At 59.8% G+C, this 20,105-nt stretch carries 23 protein-coding genes; 8 read left to right on the top strand and 15 right to left on the bottom strand.

All coding sequences use genetic code 11. From position 1 onward, the window contains the following. The first annotated feature begins 69 nt into the window (after positions 1 to 69). The 3 genes from HL657_RS01825 (at position 70) to HL657_RS01815 (ending at position 3,134) form a co-directional block, all read left to right on the top strand. A complete protein-coding gene (locus HL657_RS01825) occupies positions 70 to 654 on the top strand; it encodes a nucleotidyltransferase domain-containing protein (RefSeq protein WP_209727679.1) in 585 nt (194 codons plus the stop codon). Beyond that, a complete protein-coding gene (locus HL657_RS01820; protein WP_209727678.1) occupies positions 654 to 1,136 on the top strand; it encodes a HEPN domain-containing protein in 483 nt (160 codons plus the stop codon). Before HL657_RS01825 ends, HL657_RS01820 begins: the two co-directional genes overlap by 1 nt. A gap of 273 nt (positions 1,137 to 1,409) precedes the next feature. After that, positions 1,410 to 3,134: a M28 family metallopeptidase gene (locus tag HL657_RS01815; RefSeq protein ID WP_317295133.1), complete on the top strand. Its 1,725-nt coding sequence runs from the start codon at positions 1,410 to 1,412 to the stop codon at positions 3,132 to 3,134. Between the two features lie 52 nt (positions 3,135 to 3,186). Here HL657_RS01815 and HL657_RS01810 read toward each other — a convergent pair whose 3' ends face one another. The 15 genes from HL657_RS01810 to HL657_RS01740 form a co-directional block, all read right to left on the bottom strand. After that, positions 3,187 to 4,098, bottom strand: coding sequence for a hypothetical protein (locus HL657_RS01810; RefSeq protein WP_317295132.1), 912 nt, complete (start codon positions 4,096 to 4,098; stop codon positions 3,187 to 3,189). 257 nt (positions 4,099 to 4,355) lie between these two features. Beyond that, positions 4,356 to 4,556, bottom strand: coding sequence for a hypothetical protein (locus HL657_RS01805; RefSeq protein ID WP_317295131.1), 201 nt, complete (start codon positions 4,554 to 4,556; stop codon positions 4,356 to 4,358). A gap of 221 nt (positions 4,557 to 4,777) precedes the next feature. After that, positions 4,778 to 5,194: a hypothetical protein gene (locus HL657_RS01800; protein ID WP_317295130.1), complete on the bottom strand. Its 417-nt coding sequence runs from the start codon at positions 5,192 to 5,194 to the stop codon at positions 4,778 to 4,780. Position 5,195: 1 nt separating this feature from the next. Next, positions 5,196 to 6,191 carry a hypothetical protein gene (locus HL657_RS01795; RefSeq protein WP_317295129.1) on the bottom strand — a complete coding sequence of 332 codons (996 nt, stop codon included), beginning with the start codon at positions 6,189 to 6,191 and terminating at the stop codon, positions 5,196 to 5,198. A 345-nt stretch (positions 6,192 to 6,536) separates the two neighbouring features. Next, positions 6,537 to 7,643, bottom strand: a complete 1,107-nt coding sequence (locus HL657_RS01790) for a hypothetical protein (RefSeq protein WP_317295128.1) — start codon at positions 7,641 to 7,643, stop codon at positions 6,537 to 6,539. A gap of 4 nt (positions 7,644 to 7,647) precedes the next feature. Continuing rightward, positions 7,648 to 8,229 (bottom strand): hypothetical protein, encoded by a 582-nt coding sequence (locus HL657_RS01785; protein WP_317295127.1) that lies wholly within the window; start codon positions 8,227 to 8,229, stop codon positions 7,648 to 7,650. Further along, the gene (locus tag HL657_RS01780; RefSeq protein WP_317295126.1) at positions 8,226 to 8,534 is read right to left on the bottom strand and encodes a hypothetical protein; all 309 of its coding nucleotides are present in this window, start codon (positions 8,532 to 8,534) and stop codon (positions 8,226 to 8,228) included. The genes HL657_RS01785 and HL657_RS01780 overlap by 4 nt, the downstream gene beginning before the upstream one ends. Before the next feature lie 250 nt (positions 8,535 to 8,784). Further along, the gene (locus HL657_RS01775; RefSeq protein WP_317295125.1) at positions 8,785 to 9,642 is read right to left on the bottom strand and encodes a hypothetical protein; all 858 of its coding nucleotides are present in this window, start codon (positions 9,640 to 9,642) and stop codon (positions 8,785 to 8,787) included. A gap of 9 nt (positions 9,643 to 9,651) precedes the next feature. After that, positions 9,652 to 10,062, bottom strand: coding sequence for a transglutaminase-like domain-containing protein (locus HL657_RS01770; protein WP_317295124.1), 411 nt, complete (start codon positions 10,060 to 10,062; stop codon positions 9,652 to 9,654). Positions 10,063 to 10,376: 314 nt separating this feature from the next. Continuing rightward, entirely contained in the window at positions 10,377 to 10,931 is a 555-nt protein-coding gene (locus tag HL657_RS01765) for a hypothetical protein (RefSeq protein ID WP_153020038.1), read from the bottom strand. Positions 10,932 to 11,007: 76 nt separating this feature from the next. Then, positions 11,008 to 11,949, bottom strand: a complete 942-nt coding sequence (locus HL657_RS01760) for a calcium-dependent protein kinase (RefSeq protein ID WP_067077882.1) — start codon at positions 11,947 to 11,949, stop codon at positions 11,008 to 11,010. A 1-nt stretch (position 11,950) separates the two neighbouring features. Beyond that, entirely contained in the window at positions 11,951 to 12,739 is a 789-nt protein-coding gene (locus HL657_RS01755) for a hypothetical protein (protein ID WP_317295123.1), read from the bottom strand. Between the two features lie 815 nt (positions 12,740 to 13,554). Next, positions 13,555 to 14,001, bottom strand: a complete 447-nt coding sequence (locus HL657_RS01750; protein ID WP_011842993.1) for a hypothetical protein — start codon at positions 13,999 to 14,001, stop codon at positions 13,555 to 13,557. A 27-nt stretch (positions 14,002 to 14,028) separates the two neighbouring features. Beyond that, the gene (locus HL657_RS01745) at positions 14,029 to 14,478 is read right to left on the bottom strand and encodes a hypothetical protein (RefSeq protein ID WP_048115122.1); all 450 of its coding nucleotides are present in this window, start codon (positions 14,476 to 14,478) and stop codon (positions 14,029 to 14,031) included. Between the two features lie 171 nt (positions 14,479 to 14,649). Beyond that, positions 14,650 to 16,011 carry a hypothetical protein gene (locus tag HL657_RS01740; protein ID WP_161485897.1) on the bottom strand — a complete coding sequence of 454 codons (1,362 nt, stop codon included), beginning with the start codon at positions 16,009 to 16,011 and terminating at the stop codon, positions 14,650 to 14,652. Positions 16,012 to 16,453: 442 nt separating this feature from the next. On the opposite strand from HL657_RS01740, the gene HL657_RS01735 reads away from it, so the two are divergent. From HL657_RS01735 to HL657_RS01715, 5 genes are all read left to right on the top strand, one after another. Beyond that, the gene (locus tag HL657_RS01735; RefSeq protein WP_317295122.1) at positions 16,454 to 17,146 is read left to right on the top strand and encodes a hypothetical protein; all 693 of its coding nucleotides are present in this window, start codon (positions 16,454 to 16,456) and stop codon (positions 17,144 to 17,146) included. A 15-nt stretch (positions 17,147 to 17,161) separates the two neighbouring features. Beyond that, on the top strand, positions 17,162 to 17,938 hold the full coding sequence (locus HL657_RS01730; protein WP_317295121.1) for a PepSY domain-containing protein: 777 nt from the start codon (positions 17,162 to 17,164) through the stop codon (positions 17,936 to 17,938). A 26-nt stretch (positions 17,939 to 17,964) separates the two neighbouring features. Then, complete coding sequence (locus HL657_RS01725) at positions 17,965 to 18,780, top strand: hypothetical protein (RefSeq protein WP_317295120.1); 816 nt, start codon at positions 17,965 to 17,967, stop codon at positions 18,778 to 18,780. A gap of 119 nt (positions 18,781 to 18,899) precedes the next feature. Next, positions 18,900 to 19,373 carry an ArsR/SmtB family transcription factor gene (locus HL657_RS01720; RefSeq protein ID WP_317295119.1) on the top strand — a complete coding sequence of 158 codons (474 nt, stop codon included), beginning with the start codon at positions 18,900 to 18,902 and terminating at the stop codon, positions 19,371 to 19,373. Between the two features lie 190 nt (positions 19,374 to 19,563). Next, positions 19,564 to 19,740 (top strand): hypothetical protein, encoded by a 177-nt coding sequence (locus HL657_RS01715; RefSeq protein WP_317295118.1) that lies wholly within the window; start codon positions 19,564 to 19,566, stop codon positions 19,738 to 19,740. Positions 19,741 to 20,105 lie beyond the last annotated feature (365 nt).

The following is a 20,105-nucleotide window of genomic DNA, read 5'->3' as shown; positions in this document are numbered from 1 at the left end:
AAACAGTAGAAATTGAAACCACCCCAAACCGGAATCCTGATACAGGGGACTGTCCAACATTCTGGACATATGTCTAAAATATTGGACATCCGGGAGGACCATCTCAGGGTTCTCTCTCTCTTCACCCGGGGCTACGACCGCGAGATGTACATCCGGGAGGTCTCCAGGTGCCTTCCGATCAGCCGTGGAACGGCCCAGACGACCCTTGAATACCTTGAGGCAAAGCAGGTCCTCCGCTCCACCACCAGGGGCAGGACGCGGCTATTCTCCCTGCGCCGGGGCGATCATGCACGGGACTTCTGCACCCTTGCAGAAGTCTACCGGAGGATCTGTCTCCGGGAAGAGGAACCCTTCGTCGCCGGAGTTCTCAGTCGGGTCATCCCCCTTATCGAGGGATGCGGTGCTGTCTTCGGGAGCCACGCCGAGGGGACCGCGGACGAGGAGTCCGACCTCGACCTTTTCGTCGCTGGAGAATGCCGGGTGGAGGAGATCGAGAGAGTCGGGAAGACCTACGGCATCAAGATTCACCTCACCGTCTACCCGGTGGAGATCTTTGATCGTAGTCTCCACACAGACCCCTTTCTCCAGGAAGTGCTCCGGAACCATGTGCTGATCAAAGGCACCGAACACTTCGTCGAGAAGGCGGTGGGATGATGGACCAGCTCGTATGGTGCGGCCGTATCAAGAACGGGATCTCCCTTACCGCCCCGAACGAGACCCTGGCGTCGGCATACCTGGAGAAGGCCGAAGAGGCCCTTGAGACGATGCAGACGATCACCGCTCACGACTGGAGGATAACGACCGCATACTACGCGATGTACTTCTCCCTCTACGCTGTCCTCACACGAACCGGGATACGGTGCGAAAACCACTCCTGCACCATCCTGCTCATGGAACGGCTTCTCTCTGATTACTTCACTCCGGAGGAGGCGACACTCGTGGAAAAGGCAAGGGGAGCACGGGTCGACGCCCAGTATTATGTCTCGCGAGAGATCCCCGATCTCTTCTGCGACGAGTTGATCCAGGCCGCTCCCCGGTTCCTGGTGAAATGCACGGGCATCGTCGGGGCGATGAGCGAGAAGACCATCAGGGTCCTGAGGGGGCGCCTAGCGGAAGCGTTGCAGGGAGAGGGGTAAGGGGGATCGCCACCCCGCTCACCTACCGGAACCACCGATGCCGCGAGCCGGGAACCGGGGACAGGAATAGCGATCCACCCCGGCGACCGATGAGACGGCCTACGTTATTTCGTCTGCCGGGGGTTCTCCAGTCACGCGGAAGTATCAGAAAGGAATCTGCCGGCGCCCGCATCCCCGGCAGCCCGAAGAGTTGACTCCTGGCACAGAAATCACTTATAGCGCGACAACAAGCTCTTCGATCAGGAGGGGGGCCGCCTATAACGAGAGAGAACCATGAGACAACCATTAATACTAAGGGTCGCCGCTGTGCTCCTGGTGGTGCTCGCCGGGATCGCGCCGGCGGCCGCCCTCGACGATCTTACGGCCGATCCTGCACGGATCGAGGAGATGACGTATGACCTCTGCACGTTCGAACGGGCGCTGGGGTCAAAAGAGCGGACTGCAGCGGCTACCTACATCGCCACCGCGATGGAGGAGCGCGGGCTCTCGGTCAGCACCGGGAGATTTTCGTACGCCAACTGCTACTTCGACCCGCCGCTGGCCCTCTCCTCAAACATCATCGGCGTCAGGGAGGGGGCGAGCGACCGGATCGTCGTTATTTCGGCGCACTACGACACCGCCGTCCCGGAGACTCCCGGCGCCGACGACAACGCCGCAGGCGTCGCAACGATGCTCGAGGTCGCCAGGATCCTCAACGCCACTCCCCTGAATCAGACGACCTACTTCATCGCCTTCGGCGGCGAGGAGACCGGGCTTGAGGGGAGCACACGGTGGCTCGCCGACAACCCGGACCTCCACGACCGGATCGTCGCGGCGATAAACCTCGACTGCATCGCCTCCGGGGATCGGCTGCTCGCAACAGCGCTCCCTCAGCACCGGTGGACCCTCGATCTGCTCCCGCCGTGCATCGAGGAGACGCCGGCGCGGCTGCTCGACGCTGCACGGGGAGACGAACACGCCTTCCGTGCCGCCGGGATACCGGCGCTCCGGCTCTACGAGCGCGACAGTCATGCGATCATCCATACTCCCGACGACCGGCCTGAGAAGCTCAACTACACCCTTGCCGCGGAATGCGCAGAGATCGTCGCCGGGACGATTGTGGGGATTGACACGGCCGATGACGCGCCGGAGATCGATCTCTCGGTCGAGAACGGAACGGTCACCTTCAGAACCCCGGATGACGCGCCGGTCGAGGTGATCGTCGACGGGACCGGCCTCGGGGTGCTTCCGTCCGGGTCGGTCACCCTCCCGGGAGGGTTCCACGTCGTGCAGGCGGCCACCTACGGCCCTACCGGGGCGAAAGCGGTCGCGACGGTCATGGGGGAGGGGGTAGAGATCGTGCCGCCGGCGGTATCCGGGAGCGTCATCACCATCCCCTGGGGGGACGAAGCCGGACCGGACGAAGGCCCTCCAGTCCTATTCACCTTTGCGGCCGTCCCGCTCTCCTACCGCCTCGAACGGCCAGAAGTGGTCGCCCGTGCCGACGGTTACTTCGACGGGATCCTGATCCGGGATCTTGAGGACGGCCAGACGGTCAGCCCGGTCCCGGGGCCGCACTCCTTCACGGTCGTGGCCTACGGACCGGACGATGCGGTCCTTGGGGCCGACCGGGCCGACTTCTCCATCTCGAGCTACGGGATGGTCGACCTCGACGGGGGAATTTTGCAGGTCGATGAGACCGGCGGGGCAACCTGCTCGGCATCGGCTCGAACCTACACCCGCACCTACACTCCCGGCGAGCGCTACCGTATCGTGGTGGGGTGCGACTACCGGGACACCGCGGATGCGTTCCTGCGGGCAGCGGAGTTCCGGGTGGATGGTGATGGTGGCATGAATAGCGTTCGGAAGTTCTTTGATCTGCCGGTCCTCAACGACTCCCAACGACAGGAGATCGGGTTCTGGCTGGAGCCGGAGGGGCCCGGGGTCTATCAGTGGACCATCTCCTGTAGCGAGGGGGACAGAGGTGGCGCGGAGACCGGAAGCCTCGTCCTCAGCTGATCCGGCTACCCGGGGGCCGGCCGGTACCCCTGCAGCAGCGACCCCTCAGTCATCAGGCTCTTCCCGGCCCCATAGCGTCGATCAGGCTCTTTGCGAGGCTTGCAACCCGGGCCCCGGTAGCTTCCGGAGAGCCCCCGTCCCCGTCCGGCGGCACGCAGCGATCGACGGCGAGGGGCCGGAATCTCGGGATAACGTCCCGCTCGTCGTAGATGACATGCACTATCCTCCGCTCTCCGTCGACGTCGGCAGTCCCGGCCTGGTCGATGACGAGCGACGTCGAGCCGCACCGGACCGTCCCGAGGATCACGTCGGTGCCGACCGTGAACGCGGCGGAACTCCCGGGCTCCCCGGCGACCGTCCCCTCAAAGCGCCATGTAGAAGGAAGGGCGACGGCAAACGTGCCCGACTCGTTCTTGACGAAGGCCCGGGCGCCTTCCGCAACGGGGCCCGGCACCGGTTCGAGGTCGAGCACGAACTCCCCGCCGGGGAGGCGGAGCGTCACCGGACCCCCCGAACCCGCGTCGGCGACGAACGCCGCCGGGTCGGCGGTCACGAGGTCGTACTTCCGGAGGGGCGGAAGGCTTGTGAGGTTCGGCCGCGAGGCAGGCGGAACCGGGCTGAAGTACGCAGGATCGGTCATGACCACGTGCATCGCAGGGCCGGACGGCAGCCCCGGCGCCACCACGCACCCGGCGTCGGGGAACGTCACGTTCTCATCGAGCAGGATCAGGCCGGGGTATTTCTCGACCAGTTCCGGGCCCGGGCGCTTCGGCTCTTCGGGAACCACCGGTTTGTTGTACATCGACATATCCCGGGGCGTGACCCACTCGTCGAAGGTATCGAGCCAGTTTGTGCTCCCGCCGGCAGAGGACACCGGAGCGGCGGTGGAGATCGCCGGAAGGATGAGCGCCGCTGCGATCAGTATCCTAATTCCCTGCATACCCTGTTCACCCGATCTTTTCATTGGATGAGAGGGATCTCGGCGTTCTTCTATAAACGATTTCTGTGACGTCCGTCTACACGTCGGGACTTCCGGATGGTTTCACGCCGGAAAACGGCAGCCATGTGCAGGGGACAGGCACCGCACCGGGTAGCAGCGGCATTCCTTGCCGAAGAACTCCCGCCAGTGGTCTCGATGCATTTGGATCCGGGCAGCAGGAGAGCAAGCGCGAGAACGACGAGGATTGATTTTTCCCATCAGGTCACCACCTTTTCCCGGGTTTACCTCCGACCCTCCACTTCATGTCCACCCAGGCTGCGCATCACGATGCCTGCAACCGGGCAGACGACCGCTACACCGAAGAATACCTCCAGGTACAGCCCGGCCAGCAACCCGAGAGAGAAGAAACCGCGATACCCGGGTTCCCCGGCGGTTCCGATCGCTGCTGCAAGAGCATCGAAGAGTATGCCGAAAACGGGCAATTCTTCCGCGAAGATCGCGGAGGGGCGCCGGGCATTGCCCGTACTGGCCGTGCTGTGTACTCCGGCGTGGCCTGCTCCGTGCCGGTGTACCTCCTGGTCCCATCCGGCGGAATAAGGAGGTCGAAGGTCAGTATTCATCCTCTGGGGGATGACGGCGGCGTTGAGCCGCACCGGACCAACGGTTCGATTGTGTCTCCTCCGTCCGGTGAGATTACGACTTCCTATCGGTGCGTCCCGGTGGGTGTGGGGACCGGCACCGTGGGCGCTTCGCCCCCGGGTGGCGTCGATCCCGGCTGCGTTGCCGGGAGAACGATGGCGGGAGTACGTTTGTAATTCTTTGCGACGGCAACTACCGCCTCCTTCTCCAGATCCACGAACACCCAGAGACGCACGTCTCCGGCATCTATGGTGACGACAGGCAACCGTTCCGACCGTTCCACACCTCCGGAGGCACTTGTCAACGTGCCGTAGTACACATCCTGAATCTCGTACTCTCCAGAGAGATACTCCCTTACTGTGGTGTTCTCCAGGGCAATTCGAACCGCTTCCGCTTTCTCGTCCTCCGTCTCCACGCACCCGGATACAAGTGTTGCAAAAATGAGAATGATCACTCCTGTTACGAACAACCGTTCTGTCATATCAGATCCAGGTAAAGTACTTCCATGCGTTTCCTACTATGCTGTGGGATTCTCGTATCGGACAGGGAACAGGAGAACTGAACCACTGCGTGGGAACTTCCGCGTTCCACCACACCGCACCATTCCCTTGATAGAGGAAACCGTCTTGATAAACCGCAATACCTGAGTCGTCGGTCCAGGCAGGAACACTCTCGTCCGACCAGATCTCATTGGCATAGTTAACATCGTTTTCTCTGAACGCCAAGTGTCCGCTCCGCACCCACTCTCCATCGATCCAGATATGGTACAGGTAACCACTGCTTTCATATGTGTCGGTTACGTAGATGATGTAGTTCCTGTAGGTTGACGAATCGGTTTCGCCGTGGAACTGCCACCCACCCTCATCATTATCGTACGTAAAGCGCTGTTTCACGTTATCCGGGACAGACCTTGCAACACCCACTTCGGTCCAGCATTCGGTCGAGGGATTCGGCTTCCTTCCAACATGTGTCGTAATTACATGTTGATACGTCCCTTCTTGTTCGACGATCATCTGGCTTGGCTTCATATATGTGTTGATTCCCCTGTACACGTTGTTATTTGTGACGTACATCATCTGGAGGGCCTGTTCAAGTGCTCTCGTACCTACTTCGGCATCAAATGGTGAGTAGTCTGAACCACGAATTTTCTGAATGATTTTCATTTCTTCAGATGAAGGAGGCGTCCCCTTCCAGCAAGCTCCGGTTTTGGGATCCCAACCATAACCCTGTTTCGCCAGTTCTCGCGTAATGTCCTCAGTTGTGTAGTTTTTAGACTTCAATTCGTCGATAAGTATCGCTACAGGGCTTTCAAACTCATTGAGTTTCTCTACTTCTTCTTTTGCAGGCAGGCATTCTCGGATAACTACAGGATCGGCAGATTCGTACTGTTCGGCCGCTCCAGGCACTGCAACTACCGCACTCACCAGCAGCATCGCCAGAAGCACGGAGACTGCCCAAACTCCAACTTTTCCGTTCATGTGTTTTCCCTCCGGTTTTTCCCCGGAGGCAGGAGGGGCACACCTTCAAGTGCAGAAAGTGCATACACTTCCACTGCCTCCAGGCTTGCGGGGCGCGTCATCCGGGGCGTCAGACCTGGGGATGGGCAACCCCCCCACACGAGCGGGCACCGCACGCGGCACCCGATGCGATTCTGGGTCGTTAGAACATATAAAATCAGCAGGCATCGTTCGGCTGGAACCGAACACATCATAAACCTTCTTATTGCAGAACGATTATCCAACCTGTGTCTCCCTGCCCCAGAGTTAGATCCACCGATACCCCGCCACCCCGGACGCAGGGTTATGGCGGGGTTCTATCTGGCATCAGTACTTTATGTACATCCCAAGCACCGCCGATCCGCCATCGGCCGTCGGGATGAGGGCCACGACCCTGCTGTACTCGTCCAGCCGCTGCGTCGACGTCCATGACGCGGCTCCGTCCTCATCGAACCTCTCCACCCGGAGTTGAGCACCGCCGTAGTTGTTCTCGGCGAGGGCCGCCGAGAGGTACCCGCCGTCAGGAGTCCAGGTTACGGGAGCCGAGGCGTTTATCGCGTTCTGCCGGAGGATGCTCCCGTCCTCGCCGAGCGAGACCTCCAGAACTCCCGCCGGTTCCGCACCCGTGAACCCGGCAAGCAGGCTGTAGCCGCCGGCCGGGTCCTGCCGGGCCGCCGAGAGGAGGTAGCGCTCTCCAGGATCGCACCGGAGCGTCGTGTTCCAGACCGGTGCACCCCGGTCGTCGAACTTCGCCGCTATGACGGTTCCGGGCGCCCCTGCTGCTTCCCCGGCGACGAGGCATCCTCCCGCCGGGTCCGGGACGATAATCGGGATCGAACCCGGACTCACGCCTCCGGCCGGCTCCTGCCAGGCGACGCTGCCGTTAGCGTCGATCCTCGCAACCTGGTCGTCACCAGCCGCGATCCAGCCTCCGGCACCCGAGGGTGCGATCGCCCAGTAATCCCCCTCCGCGGCAAGGTCCGTGCGGTGCCGCTCGCTCCCATCTGCGTCCGTCAGGATGAGGAGGCCCCGGGAGGCCGCGACGGCGAACCCTCCAGCACCGGCAGGCGCGATCCCCGTCCCGCGGCGGTCGTCCGGTGTCGGGTAGGTCGTATTCCACGTCACCGCCCCTTCTCGATCGAGGAGGATAACCCGCGGCGTCGGATGAAACTCGCCTGCATCCGAGACCGAACCGGCAATCGCGTAGCCGCCGGGAACCTCGACGATGGAGAATGCTTCGTCGAACCTCCCGCTGTCGATGACGGTGAACCACTCCCGGTCCCCGGCATCGCCCAGTTTCAGCACCCAGACGTCCCCTTCCAGCGTGCGATGGCCCGGGGTCAGCGGCTGGTCGAGGCATCCGGCAACGACGGTCAGCAGGATGAACGCGGCAACCGACGCAAAGATCCGGAGGTTTCTTTTGGTCGGTGTCATCGCTTCATCCTCCAGTTGCACCTTCACCCGGGCTGCGCATCACGATTCCCACAACCAGGCAGACAGCCGCTGCACCGAGGAATACCTCCAGGTACAGCCCGGCCAGCAGACCGAGAGAGAAGAAACCCCGGTACCCGATCTCCCCGGCCGTTCCGATTGCTTCTGCAAAAGCATCGAAGAGTATGCCCAGGAGGGGCAGTTTTTCCGCGAAGACCGGCGGGGCGGCGCCGGGTAATCTATCGGGGCCCACGAACAGGGCAACCAGGAACGGCAGCTGAAGCAGCGACCCGGCTGCAGCACATAGTCTTCTGCCGTTCGGAGCAACGTTCCCGAACAGGAAACACGCCGTCGCCACGGCGGATGCCGAGACCGTAACCATCAAGAGCAGGATTATACCGGATACCAGCGGGGCGGCGGGAGCGCCTGCGTAAACCGTGGCGATCGTGCCGGACGCCACCGCCACGACTCCTATCCCGAGCGAAACCGCCGGGCGCCGCTTTTCCTGTCCCAGCCTCCCGACCAGGGTTATGAGAGCGAACGGCCACGCAAGGACGAAGGCGACGGCCGGAAAGAAGAGCAGACTCACGGTGCATCCTTCCCGCGGGACCTCCGGGTGAGGAAGTAGCCCACCGCGAGCACGATCACGGCCCCGAGAGCGCACCCGAGGAGCACGGGGTTGTAGAAGGTGGTGGACGCACTTTCGGAACCGTGATACGTCGTCGTATCTCCGGGCTCCGCCAGCACGGCCTCCCGGCCCTCCCCCGCATCGGCCGGAGGTTCTCCACCCGGAGATGCGCACGCTATGCCGCTGCCGGCCAGGATGAAGAGCAGCAGGGCGACAGAGATCAACCCCCTCCGACCGATACCGCTTATGAATCGCCTTTCTTCCATCGATTTCACCTTCCGTCGCGTCCCGGGACACCGAACCCGGTATTCATGACGGAAAAGTCAACGCTCTTCTATAAACCCTTTCTGTGCCGCGCATCTACACATTGGGTTCACCAGATTGCCTTCGAACCCAAATGCGACCGCAAGGGGGCCAGAAAAGAGTGCCGCTCCGGACGACGGAAAGGCTTACACGGCGGCGAGAGCAGGTAACCGGGTTGTTGAACAACAAAAAAGGGCATCCGTAATTCTGGCCCTATCTCCGCCTCCGGTACAGGACAAAACCCACCCCGGCACCAAGAACCGCGAAGACCGCCCCAAACCCCGGCGTCGTTGTCTGGATCGACTGCCCGGACGCCAGATCCGAAGGGACCTGCACAACATCGGTCTTCTGATCGGCTCGAACGGTAATCTCCCAGACAATCCGGTCGCCGCCGTAGACTTTCAGCACGATGTTCTCGACGCTGGCGCCCGGGGGCTGTCCGGAGAGGGCCTGCGCCTCCGCTTCGGCTCTCCCGACCGTGAGGTTCTCCTCCGAGACGTATGTTGTAGAGACAATTTCTCCTCCTGAGAGGAGGACGATGTACTCCGTGAACACGCCGGTATCGTTGATGAAATAGACCTGCGCACGCGAAGGCCTGGCCGTAACCTCCTCATAGCGGTTTGGGGATTGACTCTCAATGTACGACCGCAGCTCTGCATCGTTGCTGAGCGCCGGGTACTTCGCAAAGATCTCCGGGAACCGGAGCTCTGCGGCCAGGGGCATCGCCTCGTCGCAGCCGATAATCCAGATGCGTTCAATAGACTGTTCGCCGCCGTGTTCATCGGCTATCCGGTTAAAGTAGACGAGCTGTTCTTCGCAGGTGTTCGCCGGCACGACGTACACGTACTTGTGGGTGTGATTGTACACACCCTCATGCCACCAGATCTCTCCGTGTTCGGCTATGAACGCGGTAATCGTCTCGTTGGTCTTCGCGTTCGGGTGGACCCCGTACAGGATCTGGGTCTGGTTTCCCTGTCCGGGAAGGGGCGTCACTACTGCACCTGCAGAGGCGCTGCAAGCGAGTACCGCAATGACGAGCCCGAGTGCCAGAAGGACAATATCTTTCTTCATAAAAAAGGGTTAATTGTACCTCGGAACCTCTCCGAGGAGAATCTGTGTTCTGAAGTCTTCATACCTAAGAATGCCGTCGCCGGTCGGGTCGTTCGGATCCAGGGTGTAATAGGAGTCATCGGCGTCACCGTAGACAGTGATGTTGATGTGACTGTTTCCTGCTGTCTTATAAACTTGCGGGTTATCAAACGAGTTCCACGTCGGATCCGAGTGTATCCAGGCATTTCCATTCCACGATTCTGCGATGGCATGCCCTGATACATTACCAGTAGACACTTCTTGCATGGTGAACGACAGGAACCGCGTCGGGATGCCCAGCGCCCGGGTGGAAGCGGTGTACAGAGTCCCATACTCATCGCAGACTCCCACGTACTTCCCGTCTATGGGGGATGGGTGATCCATAGTGTACAGGTCGGACATGTCTATTTTGAGCAGAAGGAAATGCGTTATATGCCGTTGGATTGCCCACGTTGTCAGGAAGCCGCCGGATCGGGCAGATACGGGTCGACCAGGTCCCGGAGTTCGTCGCGGCCACGTGAAGCGCCCCAGGCCCCGCAACCATCCCCCAGCCGCGTGATGATCATGTTCTCCGGCTGGTCCTCGAGATGCAGAAAGGAGATCGCTTCGTCTATAGGGATCTCCCGTGGGACCCATCGATGATATAACTCGTCTCGAATGTCGTTGGAACCGGGAAATGCATCGCGACACAGGTGCCGTTCCAGGCCGAGAGATCGTCAAGCACCCTGCCGCCGCTTTCGGGCGCTTCCAATCTGCCGGAGTGGAACGAGAATCCCGAGGACCGGGAGTAGGACGTCGAGCCCGAGCAGATACACCCAGACCTCGATAGCCGGGAAGAACGAACCGTGCACCTGGAGCAGAACAAAAGAGACGATGCCGAACCAGGAAAGGATCAGTAGCGGCAGGCAGAAGACGACCACAGCGAGCCAGGCAGACTCCCGCACCGGGATGTTTCCCCCGGTGAAGGACGGTCGAAAGAACCAGACGAAGAGAGCAGCGGTGAAGAGGGCCGCAAGGGTAGAGATCACCCACAGGGAGAGGCTGAGCCAGCGGAGCAGGATCGCCATGGAGAGGAGAACGGTACTGAAGGCGATCAGGATATACTCCTTTGTCGTGATCCGCCCCCGGTCCCGGCCGGTGAGGCGGGGCCAGGCGTACCAGAGAAAGAGAACAACGGCAAATGTGCCGAGGAGGAAGAGATAGACCCGACCCAGGGAAACTACGGTCTCCAGAGTCACAAGAACCACCTGAGTAAAGCCGAATTCAGTCATGCCGGTACTCCGGAGGGCGTATCCGCGGGCAGATTTCTCCTACGGATATCCAAAAACCGGGGAAGAAGGGTAGATCTCACTGCTTCCCCTCATCGGCAAAGACATATTCGACATACGGTTCCTCAACGCCGTCCCGGAGCGCGGTTCCGGAAAACGCATAAACCGGCCGAACGAGGTCCTGCACAAAGCCCCTTGGCTCCATCCAGTAACCAATCGCGATATGCTCGATCGTGATCTGATCGTACTCTTGTCCCGTGTGAGGGCGGACAGTCCGTGCTGCACGAAGATCCTCATACGCCTCCCCGGGGGATCGGAGGCTGACATTCCCGTCCGGCGTCACCTCACGCCAGATTTTCACGAGCCCGACGACCTTGCCGCCGTCACCCAGGATCGCCGCGAATTCGTCGCCATAGACCGGCAGTCCGTCGAGTGACCGGCCGAACCTGACTGCCTTGGTGATGTCGTACGACACCTTCGGCTCGGTGGCACCTGCTTCCCAGGCCTCCTGCTTCTGGTTCACCTCGGTCTTCACGACCCGGGCATCCGGCGACTGCATGCCGGTCTTCTCCAGGAACGCAAGCGCAATCTTCTCTGCCTCCGCATCCGAGGGAAGGTCCGGCTGCCGGGTCACTTCGGTCGGCAGTTCCAGATCAGGGATGTGGTAGGCCACGGCGCCGGAATGTGCATACACCGATACCTGCTCCTCCGGGTCCTTCGAGGCATCGATGAGGAGGAACTCCCCGGTCTTTTTGTTCATCGTCCCCGGTTCCCCCGCAAGCCCGAACCGCTCCGCAACCTCCCGGACCTGCTCTTCCGTGACGGTGACAGGGACTGCCCGGTAGAGCGTGTACGAGTCCCGCACCTCCGGGAACTCAGCGTTGAGGGAGTATCTGTCTTCACCTGCGCCCGCCCTGGCGGGAAGAGGGCTTTCCGGGACCTGGCCCGGACCAAGAACCCATACGCACCCGACTATGATCGCGAGAGCGAGACAGACGAGTGCACCGATCTTTCGTGGCATTTTAAGACCTTCTATGTACTATCCCGGGAGATTCCGCTGCCCGGGGCGGGAGGGGCGTGCCTTCGCACACGGAATGCGTAGACCCTGTTGCCGCTTCCTGTGCCGAGCAGGGTGCGAGCGGCCTTGCACCATGAAGCGAATAACTCCGGAGCATAAGATTCTCCAAGGTAGCAGTGTGATCAGGGAGAATGGCCGGCCCGACCACCCCATAGTAAACAACGAAGTAATCGTCGTGTTCCGGGGACAGCGGCTTCTCAACAACGGTGAAATAACCAAAAGACGTTTCATTATCGAATTTTGTTACGGCAACGGGACTAAAGATCGGTTCCCCCTGTGATAAATCAGGTTCTTTGGAGAGGAACAGCTCAGCGGAAGAGACATTCCCAGATGCTCGGAGGTGGCTGCAGAGGACCATCTCAGCCTGTAAGAGGTCTGCCTTGTCATCGAAGTACCAGTTGACGACCAGATACCGATCACCCGACACGGTGTCGACATACATTGCATAGCTGCAGTGCCGTGAGAGGACCGGGAATAAGAATGGACACCCGTCTTCGATATCGCCGAGCAGGACAACATTCCCATCGATCGTTCTATTTACGGCGACAGAGCCGTTCTCCGCATACTCGTACCGGGGCTGCGGGATATACCATTTCTGCAGGGCCTCAGGGGGAGGATACCCAGGACCGATGGCGAGGAGGTCAATGAGCAGGAGGATACCGAAAGCACCGATAGCGATCAGGAGGAGAATGAATGCGAATTTGCTGGTTCTGTCGGTTTTCAGGGATTTCATCTGGATCTACCACCATAAAGAGGGGTCAGGGCCTCACCCAGGTCGCCATGGCACCCCACCAGTTACCATAGACTACGTTATGGATCTGAGTATCCCATGTGTCATGTATGGACACCCAGCCCTCCGTATAGTCGTGATAACCTACGCAGGCAACGCTGTGATCACCATAAGGCCTATCTCCTCCTATAGGCATGCCGCCGCCCCACAGGCTGAACAAAAGGCCTCTGTGCACCCACCTCGCTCTTTACCTCATCAAACGTCATCCAGGCATCGTCGCTTGAATCCATTGAAGAATCACACATTTAAGTGCACAGAACGCCTACGTGCCCATTGCCTCCGGGCATGGGGGGTGCGTCATCCGGGGCGTCAGACCTGGGGATGGGCGACCCCCGCACACAAATGGGTACCGCACGCGGCACCCAATCCGATTCTGTGTCATGAGACCATATAAAACCGGCAGCCATCGTCCGTTTTTTTTCCGAATTCATCTTAAACCCTCTCATTGTGGGGCGATCGCACGGCAGTGTGCCCCCGTCCCCGCCAGGGGGTGTGCCCGAAAGGATGCACTCACCCGATCTCTGGAGAACCGGTTCGGAACAGAAAAACCCAAACCTTTTCTTCGCTGAGGGGGGAGAATGGTACCTCCCGAGATTTTCCCCCAGTCGGCCTCTAAGGCCGGATAATAGCGGGATAGGGTGGCCCGAGGCCAGGCGGTGACGCCCAGACTGATGTTGTGGTTCAGTTCACTTCCTCCGACTTGCCTCCCCCGTGGAAAGAGGCGATGCATATCGAGCACGGGCGACGGGGACTCCCCTTCAGGGCCATGTCGTCAGGACCACGTAATACGCACCCTCGTACTCCATGAGCGGGTACAGCCCCCTCCCCTCTCGGGGACCGTAGGCATCATGGAGCGCCTTGCTCTCCGTGTACGAGACCTTAGTTCCCCCGATGACACGTTGATCCCGGTAGCCCCACTCCCACGCCGAGGGGTTCCGCTCCTCACCCCGGATGACTGCGGCGAGTTCGGGGTGCTGTTCGAAGTCCTGCTCAGTCAGGGGAACGATCACGCTCCCCCCCGGCTCCGCTCTCTCCATAACGTAGAACATCGGCTGTTCCCCAGAACTCTCGTGAGCGTAAATGATGAGGGCGTCGGCGAGCATGAGGCCGAGCGCGATGGCGATGACGCCGGCAAGACCACAGGCGACGACGAGGGCCGCCGTTTTGAGCCGGTTTCTTGATTTCGGATTTTTATCTTCTTCCATTCCAATAGCACCTGTTTTGACCCGATTTTAGGGGATCAGGATGAGAAAGTAGTAATACGCACCCTCGTATTCGATGTACGGCTGGTTTCTCGCCTCGACATCGGGACCAAACGACTCGATAAGTACTTCCCGTTCTAGGTATGTCACCGGAGCGCTCCCAATCGTTCGCTCGTCGAGGACACCGTACGGTGTGTCTCCCGAATACCAGGGTCCGGGACCCCGGTTGTCGCCCCGGATTGCGGAGTCGAGCGCCGGGTGCTGCTCGAAGTCTTTCTCGGTCAGGTGGATGATCGATGCATTTTCCGGCGGCAGTTCGCCCCTGATCTCCCAGACGTCCAATCTCGGGGATCCACCGCTTGCTTCGAGCCAGTTGAAGAGGGCGGTGCACATGAGCACAACCATCGCAACGAGGAGGATGACGCCGATGAACGCCAGAACCCCCTCGATAACCAAACGTCTGTCATGTTTCGATTTCATGTGACCTCTTTTATCTCTTTCGCCCGATCCTGCCAGAAAGAGAACGCCCCGGATCCTTCCGGCGGCCCCCATTCTTCTTTTCTGACACATGCTGCCCGGGGTTTCTGTACCACCAAACCACCCGGTAACAATTTAAAAAGGTGGTAGGGGTGAGACTCGCATCGGCTCCCATCAGGAGTGATAGTTCGCAACTGTCCATTTCGTCTCCCGGATTCTCCTTGCGTTGTCGTGATCGGCATCCCCGTGGTAGTCGTCCGATGAAAATTCAGTGGTACTCATCAACTCATTGAAGTAACTGTATGTCACGGTATTCTTGAGGTTGAGGGGAGGAGAAAACGGTTGATACCACTGGTAGGCCCTACGGTAAGACGGGATCGTCCGGTTTTCATCCAGCTCCTGGTGACCAGCATCAAAGAGGTGCCCCAGTTCATGGATGCTCACGCACCTGCGGCCGTGTGTGGTACCCAGGTACAAGATGTCGTCAGGGACCATCTGAGCCCAGGCATGCCGATGATGATATGGGTAGTAGCCGTAAGTAGCCCCCTGTGCAGAACCGTCTGCATCGTAACCACCAACATACAGTGCAATATCTGCGGCCCAGAGATCAAGGTCGGTGTTCGGATAGATCGCTTGGACCGCAACAACGGGGTTGCTCGTGATGTTAGAATGGTTTGAGAGTTGAACCCGCTTTGAATCGGTATACGCCATTACACAGAGCGTCACCCTAATATCGTCCCGGTCAAACTGCCGGTTCGCTTCGGCTACGATATCCTGAGCGACTGTTTTCCAGTTGTCCTGATCCTGGTAGAACTGGTTATCGGTAACCACCAGCAGATTGACCGTGGCATACTGGTCCTGGAGTTCTCTCATGGAAGATTCCAGATTCTCGGGAACTTCGATCGGAGTGTATCCTTCCGGGGGCGTGAGCGTCCCGTAGTCGATAAGACTCCATTTTTCAGGATTTTCAATATCCTGAGAGCTGTAGATGACATGCAGAGGCGATGCTTCTCCCTTTGCGCGCGCTCGCGACTCGACCGGGGTGATCCAGAATGTTTCGTTACCGAAGGTTACACTCCCGACAAGGGCGTTTTCCCCGGTCGTCAGGAGAACATCGCTCCCGCCAACGCCGACGATCACCCCCTCGTACGAGTCGATGCCGTCGTCGATCTGCTCAAAATCCATCCTGTGCAGTTCGGCCTGGTACTCCTTGCCATGGATCTGGAGGGGGAGTACGCCCCGTATCTGCTTGTTCAGTGCAGCATGATCGAACGTCACGAGATCGTACCGGGTAATGCCCTTCGGGATGTTCAGCTCTTCTGGAGCGTTGATTCCGGATGCTCGCATATCGGATACCGATGTAGTACCCGTGATGAGTACATCCATAGAATCCCCGATGACCAGGACCGGCTCGCTGCTATCTGCGGGAAGGGTCCCTGTGACATCCTGGGCGCTCACCGCAGACACAACCCCCACGCCCACCAGCAGCAGCGCCGTGAGCAAGGAGAATACCCGCATTCCAGTTTTTCCGTTCATTTCGTTTTCCTCCAGTTTCTGTCCACGGAGGCAGGAGAAGCACACGTTTAAGTGCGCAGAATGTGTACATCCTGTTGCCTCCGGGCTTGCGGGGCGCGTCATCCGGGGCGTCAACCGGGGATGGGCGACCCCCGCACACAAGTGGGCACTACACGTGGCACCCAATGCGATTCTGGGTCGTTAGAACATATAAAATCGGCAGTCATCGTTCGGTTTTGACCGAATTCAACATAAAGCTTCTTATGGTAGGGCGATCTTCCGATCCGTAGGACCACGCCGCCTGGGTGCCTCACCTTCATCCATGCCGTCACGCAACGGATCGCAAAGTTTAAGATTTGTTCGGTTCTAACCGAACTACAACGGCGGGTTTTATAAGATTCCCCCTCAAATTCGGGTTTAGTTCCGGGTGCAGGAATGCCCGGGCGCTCCTTGAGGGATACTTATGAAACAATGGTTATTCATGCTGGCAGCACTCTTCCTGCTCGCGGCTCTGCCTGCTGTCGCCAGCGCCGCACCACCCGCGCACAACTATGACTGTTCGGATACGACGCCGACGGCCTACGACGCACGGGTGGATCAGGCAGCGATGTACTACTCCAGCTCGTCGTCCACGAATGCACACGCATCGACGGCTTACAGTCAGTTCAGGTCGGATGCGGTGTTCTTCTTCAACGGCCACGGCCTCTACTACGACGACTCGCATAAAGGCGGTGGGATAAAGTTCTCCTCGAAATCCTGGATACTTGCCGACACCGACGGCCACTACCCGGGAAACGACCGGTACTACATAACTGATTACGGGACCGACATCAGGGATGTCCTGCTCGCGGTCTACCTCGCCTGCCATTCGTCCCACTACAACCCTTACAACGGAGATCTTCTCCAGCAGACCATGAACAAAGGCGCAGACATCTGCCTGGGGTTCGACGGCGAGGTCGAGGTCGAAAACGGAAAGTGCTGGTCCGGGAGTTTCTGGGACCGGTTGCGAAACGGGGAGACCGTTGCAAGCGCCGCAAGCAATGCAAAGGACGACTGCTACTTGCACTGGCCGTTCGGTTACCACGGAGTGGATACCTACGAGATCTCCGGCAGTTACAACAGTTGTCTCACTCCCGCTCGCTACGGAGTCTATTAATGAGGTGATTCAATCATGAAACGGATATACATTGTTGCAATGCTATGCCTCGTCGTCGCGGTCTCGGTCGTGTCGGCAACTGGCGCCAACGCTCCGATCGGGGTGGATACCGCGAAAGGAAAAGCACAGGACTTTCTTAACGCACCCGACGCAACCGTCCAGTACCAGAAGACCGAACGCCTGAATCTGGGAGAGTACTATGTCTTTGGTACCGGAGAGGGACAGGTTTACGTCAACGCCCGGACCGGGGTGATCGAACGTGCCACGTTCGATTCCGCACGGAAGGATTGCCGCGATGTCCGGCTGGATCGGGCCGCAGCCGAAGTAACGGCAAGGGCCTACGCCGAAGAGAAGTACAGCGGCTTTGCGAAGAAGAGTATGCAGCTTACCAGATCGGACCTGGTTTCTCACGGTGATGCGGGCAGCGAGTACTCGTACATCTGGAGAGAAGAGATCAGCGATGTCCTCACGCCGAACACGGTCGTCGTGAACCTTAACCCGAGCACCGGCGAGATCGTCTCGTACATCGGGATCCAGCGGGAGATCAAATGTTCGCTTGAGCCGAAACTTTCCCGGGACGAGGCGCTGAAGATCGCAGCCGGGCAGTTCCCGGGAATCCGGGTGACCGGTGCAACGGCCGACCTCTCCGTCGAGTACACCCGACCGGACGTACAGACGCTGACATGGGTGATTACGATGAGAGGCGAGCCAGAGGACCACGTTCTCCAGGGAGGGCTTGTCGTTATCGACGCACAGACCGGAGAAGTGCTGATGGTGAGTCCATACCTCTAAATCACCTCTTTTCCTAATGTGATACAATGCACTCGAAAATGTGGGTATGGCTTGGCCTTTGCGCAGTTCTCATTCTTGCTACGGCAAACCTCGCCATACTCGCCGCCTTTCCCCCGGGACAGCAGCATGTGCAGGAACCGCTCAAGCGGGTGGACTGGATACTGCCGTTCGGGCCGGGGTTCGAATACCGCAGTTCCTACGAGAGCCCGGTGATCGTATACGACAGGATGAACGAGACCTGGAACCTGCGAAACGCCACCGCCTGGAACCGGACTATCTCCCTCGAGGATCGCTACAGCCTCGACCCGGCCCGCCCGGAGGATATCCGGTACACTCCCGATATCGCAATCGAGAGCGACAGGATCAGCCTCGACTTCTTCATCCGGAACCTCGCGGGCGAAGACTGCGCCCGGGCCGATCTTGCCGTGACGACGGAAACCGCGAGCCTGAACACCACCACCGGGTCGCCGGAGGGGGATGTCCTCCCCGGCGCCTCGACCTCGCTGCCCGTCGACGACCTCGCCGCCGGGGAGTGGCGCGAGGTGCGGGTGATGGCGGACCTCCCGCAGCCCGGCCCGGAGGAGGTCCTCTCCCTGACGATCGGTCTTGCCGCCCCGTACACCCTCACGACCCCGAACGGCACACCGATCGACTTCGACTTCCGGCGGGCGACCGTCACCATACCGGGTTCCAACACCTCCTGGAAAGAAGAGATCGACCCCGGCTCTACCCCGGACCCCAACCTCAACAGGGACCGCCTCCCGGGGGGATCGGCAACGTTCGTCGTAGTAGGGATAGGTGCACCGGAACCGGTCCCACCCCCGACCCTCCGGGCGGAATGACGGAGATCGGCGCATCCTCTTTTTCGGCAGTACCGGGACAGTTCCGGAACGCTTTTCTCTCCCGGCAGGGGAGTACCTGATTGTTTCGGACCAGACCCATATCGGAGAGATTTCAAATCATGGAAGAAGTCACGCTCGACCGGGGCGATATCGCTGCGCTATCCTCCGACGTCCGGGTCGCTATCCTCAAAGCGCTCGATATCCGGCCCATGGCGATGAGCGAGCTCGCCGACGGGCTCGGTCTTGCAAAGTCGACTGTCCACGAACACCTTGCCGTTCTGGCCGATGCGGATCTCGTGGCCCACGAGAACGCCCGGAAATGGCGGGACTACACCCTGACGGAGAAGGGGCAGCGGATCCTTCATCCCGGGAGGGATCACCGGATCATCTTCCTCCTCGGCACATCCCTGGTTGCCATGACTGCCGGGGTGCTCTGCGTGACCTCGTATCTCCGCGGTTTTGTCGTCCAGGGGGGGAGCGTCGTCAGGGAACCCCTCCTCCTCTACGCGGGCGAGGCGCTCCTCGGCGTGACATTTGTGCTCTGGTACATCGCGTTGCGGTGCCGGCGGAGAACCGCCCCTATACCGGCGTAGTTTCTTTCCTGTCCGCACAGCCGCTCTTCGGCGACGACTTCCCCTTCTACGTCGCCACCTTCAACCTCCCCGTTTTTCGATCGGGATCGCGCCTCCGTCGGCTCGGTGGAGAGCACGAGCCCCATCCATCGATGCGGTCGACCCCCTCAGCCGGGTAACCACACCATTTGCGATGATCATCGTCGGGACGATGCACGTAACATTCCTGGCGTGGGAGATGGTCGACAACTGGCGGATCTGCGCGGCAAGTGTCGCCCCCCTCCTCACCCGGGTCTTTGCCGACGCCCGGCATACCTCTCAGATCGTCTTTGTCTCGACGAACGGGTCGTCTGTTACGGTTCCGCTGATGACGACGGTGCTACTGTAGGGCAGGAGGGGACGCAACCCGATCACCGACCATCCCTGGTTTAACTACGAAGAACTCGATAACCCCGGGAACACACAGGAAGGGGGATCTGCCGATCGGTACGCCAGGACCTGATCGCCGGCATAGTAATACTACAGATACGGCTGGATCGTTCAGCAGTTAAAGGGCTGTCTCTACTCCCTCGGTTGCCTTAATCAGGTAGTACCCAAGTCCCCTCTCCAGATCGACCTGCTCCTCCGGGGGCAGTGTCGATTCCCCGCAGGTATCTTTCTGACCTCTGTAACAAACCGGGTCTTCTCTTCTTCCGACAGATCCGTTGCGGCATCTTTGACAAAAGCCCAATCTTCTTCGGTCGGCTCACATAT

It is taken from the genome of Methanoculleus nereidis, assembly GCF_032944295.1.
GTDB classification, from domain to species: Archaea; Halobacteriota; Methanomicrobia; order Methanomicrobiales; family Methanoculleaceae; genus Methanoculleus; species Methanoculleus nereidis.
This window is presented reverse-complemented; position numbering and strand designations above follow the sequence as displayed.

Bases quoted from the DNA above. Each gene is read 5' to 3' on its own strand.
- HL657_RS01825 (WP_209727679.1), top strand. From the start codon at position 70: ATGTCTAAAATATTGGACATCCGGGAGGACCATCTCAGGGTTCTCTCT.
- HL657_RS01820 (WP_209727678.1), top strand. From the start codon at position 654: ATGGACCAGCTCGTATGGTGCGGCCGTATCAAGAACGGGATCTCCCTT.
- HL657_RS01815 (WP_317295133.1), top strand. From the start codon at position 1,410: ATGAGACAACCATTAATACTAAGGGTCGCCGCTGTGCTCCTGGTGGTG.
- HL657_RS01810 (WP_317295132.1), bottom strand. From the start codon at position 4,098: ATGAAAAGATCGGGTGAACAGGGTATGCAGGGAATTAGGATACTGATC.
- HL657_RS01800 (WP_317295130.1), bottom strand. From the start codon at position 5,194: ATGACAGAACGGTTGTTCGTAACAGGAGTGATCATTCTCATTTTTGCA.
- HL657_RS01795 (WP_317295129.1), bottom strand. From the start codon at position 6,191: ATGAACGGAAAAGTTGGAGTTTGGGCAGTCTCCGTGCTTCTGGCGATG.
- HL657_RS01790 (WP_317295128.1), bottom strand. From the start codon at position 7,643: ATGACACCGACCAAAAGAAACCTCCGGATCTTTGCGTCGGTTGCCGCG.
- HL657_RS01780 (WP_317295126.1), bottom strand. From the start codon at position 8,534: ATGGAAGAAAGGCGATTCATAAGCGGTATCGGTCGGAGGGGGTTGATC.
- HL657_RS01775 (WP_317295125.1), bottom strand. From the start codon at position 9,642: ATGAAGAAAGATATTGTCCTTCTGGCACTCGGGCTCGTCATTGCGGTA.
- HL657_RS01770 (WP_317295124.1), bottom strand. From the start codon at position 10,062: ATGTCCGACCTGTACACTATGGATCACCCATCCCCCATAGACGGGAAG.
- HL657_RS01765 (WP_153020038.1), bottom strand. From the start codon at position 10,931: ATGACTGAATTCGGCTTTACTCAGGTGGTTCTTGTGACTCTGGAGACC.
- HL657_RS01760 (WP_067077882.1), bottom strand. From the start codon at position 11,949: ATGCCACGAAAGATCGGTGCACTCGTCTGTCTCGCTCTCGCGATCATA.
- HL657_RS01755 (WP_317295123.1), bottom strand. From the start codon at position 12,739: ATGAAATCCCTGAAAACCGACAGAACCAGCAAATTCGCATTCATTCTC.
- HL657_RS01750 (WP_011842993.1), bottom strand. From the start codon at position 14,001: ATGGAAGAAGATAAAAATCCGAAATCAAGAAACCGGCTCAAAACGGCG.
- HL657_RS01745 (WP_048115122.1), bottom strand. From the start codon at position 14,478: ATGAAATCGAAACATGACAGACGTTTGGTTATCGAGGGGGTTCTGGCG.
- HL657_RS01740 (WP_161485897.1), bottom strand. From the start codon at position 16,011: ATGAACGGAAAAACTGGAATGCGGGTATTCTCCTTGCTCACGGCGCTG.
- HL657_RS01735 (WP_317295122.1), top strand. From the start codon at position 16,454: ATGAAACAATGGTTATTCATGCTGGCAGCACTCTTCCTGCTCGCGGCT.
- HL657_RS01730 (WP_317295121.1), top strand. From the start codon at position 17,162: ATGAAACGGATATACATTGTTGCAATGCTATGCCTCGTCGTCGCGGTC.
- HL657_RS01725 (WP_317295120.1), top strand. From the start codon at position 17,965: ATGCACTCGAAAATGTGGGTATGGCTTGGCCTTTGCGCAGTTCTCATT.
- HL657_RS01720 (WP_317295119.1), top strand. From the start codon at position 18,900: ATGGAAGAAGTCACGCTCGACCGGGGCGATATCGCTGCGCTATCCTCC.
- HL657_RS01715 (WP_317295118.1), top strand. From the start codon at position 19,564: ATGCACGTAACATTCCTGGCGTGGGAGATGGTCGACAACTGGCGGATC.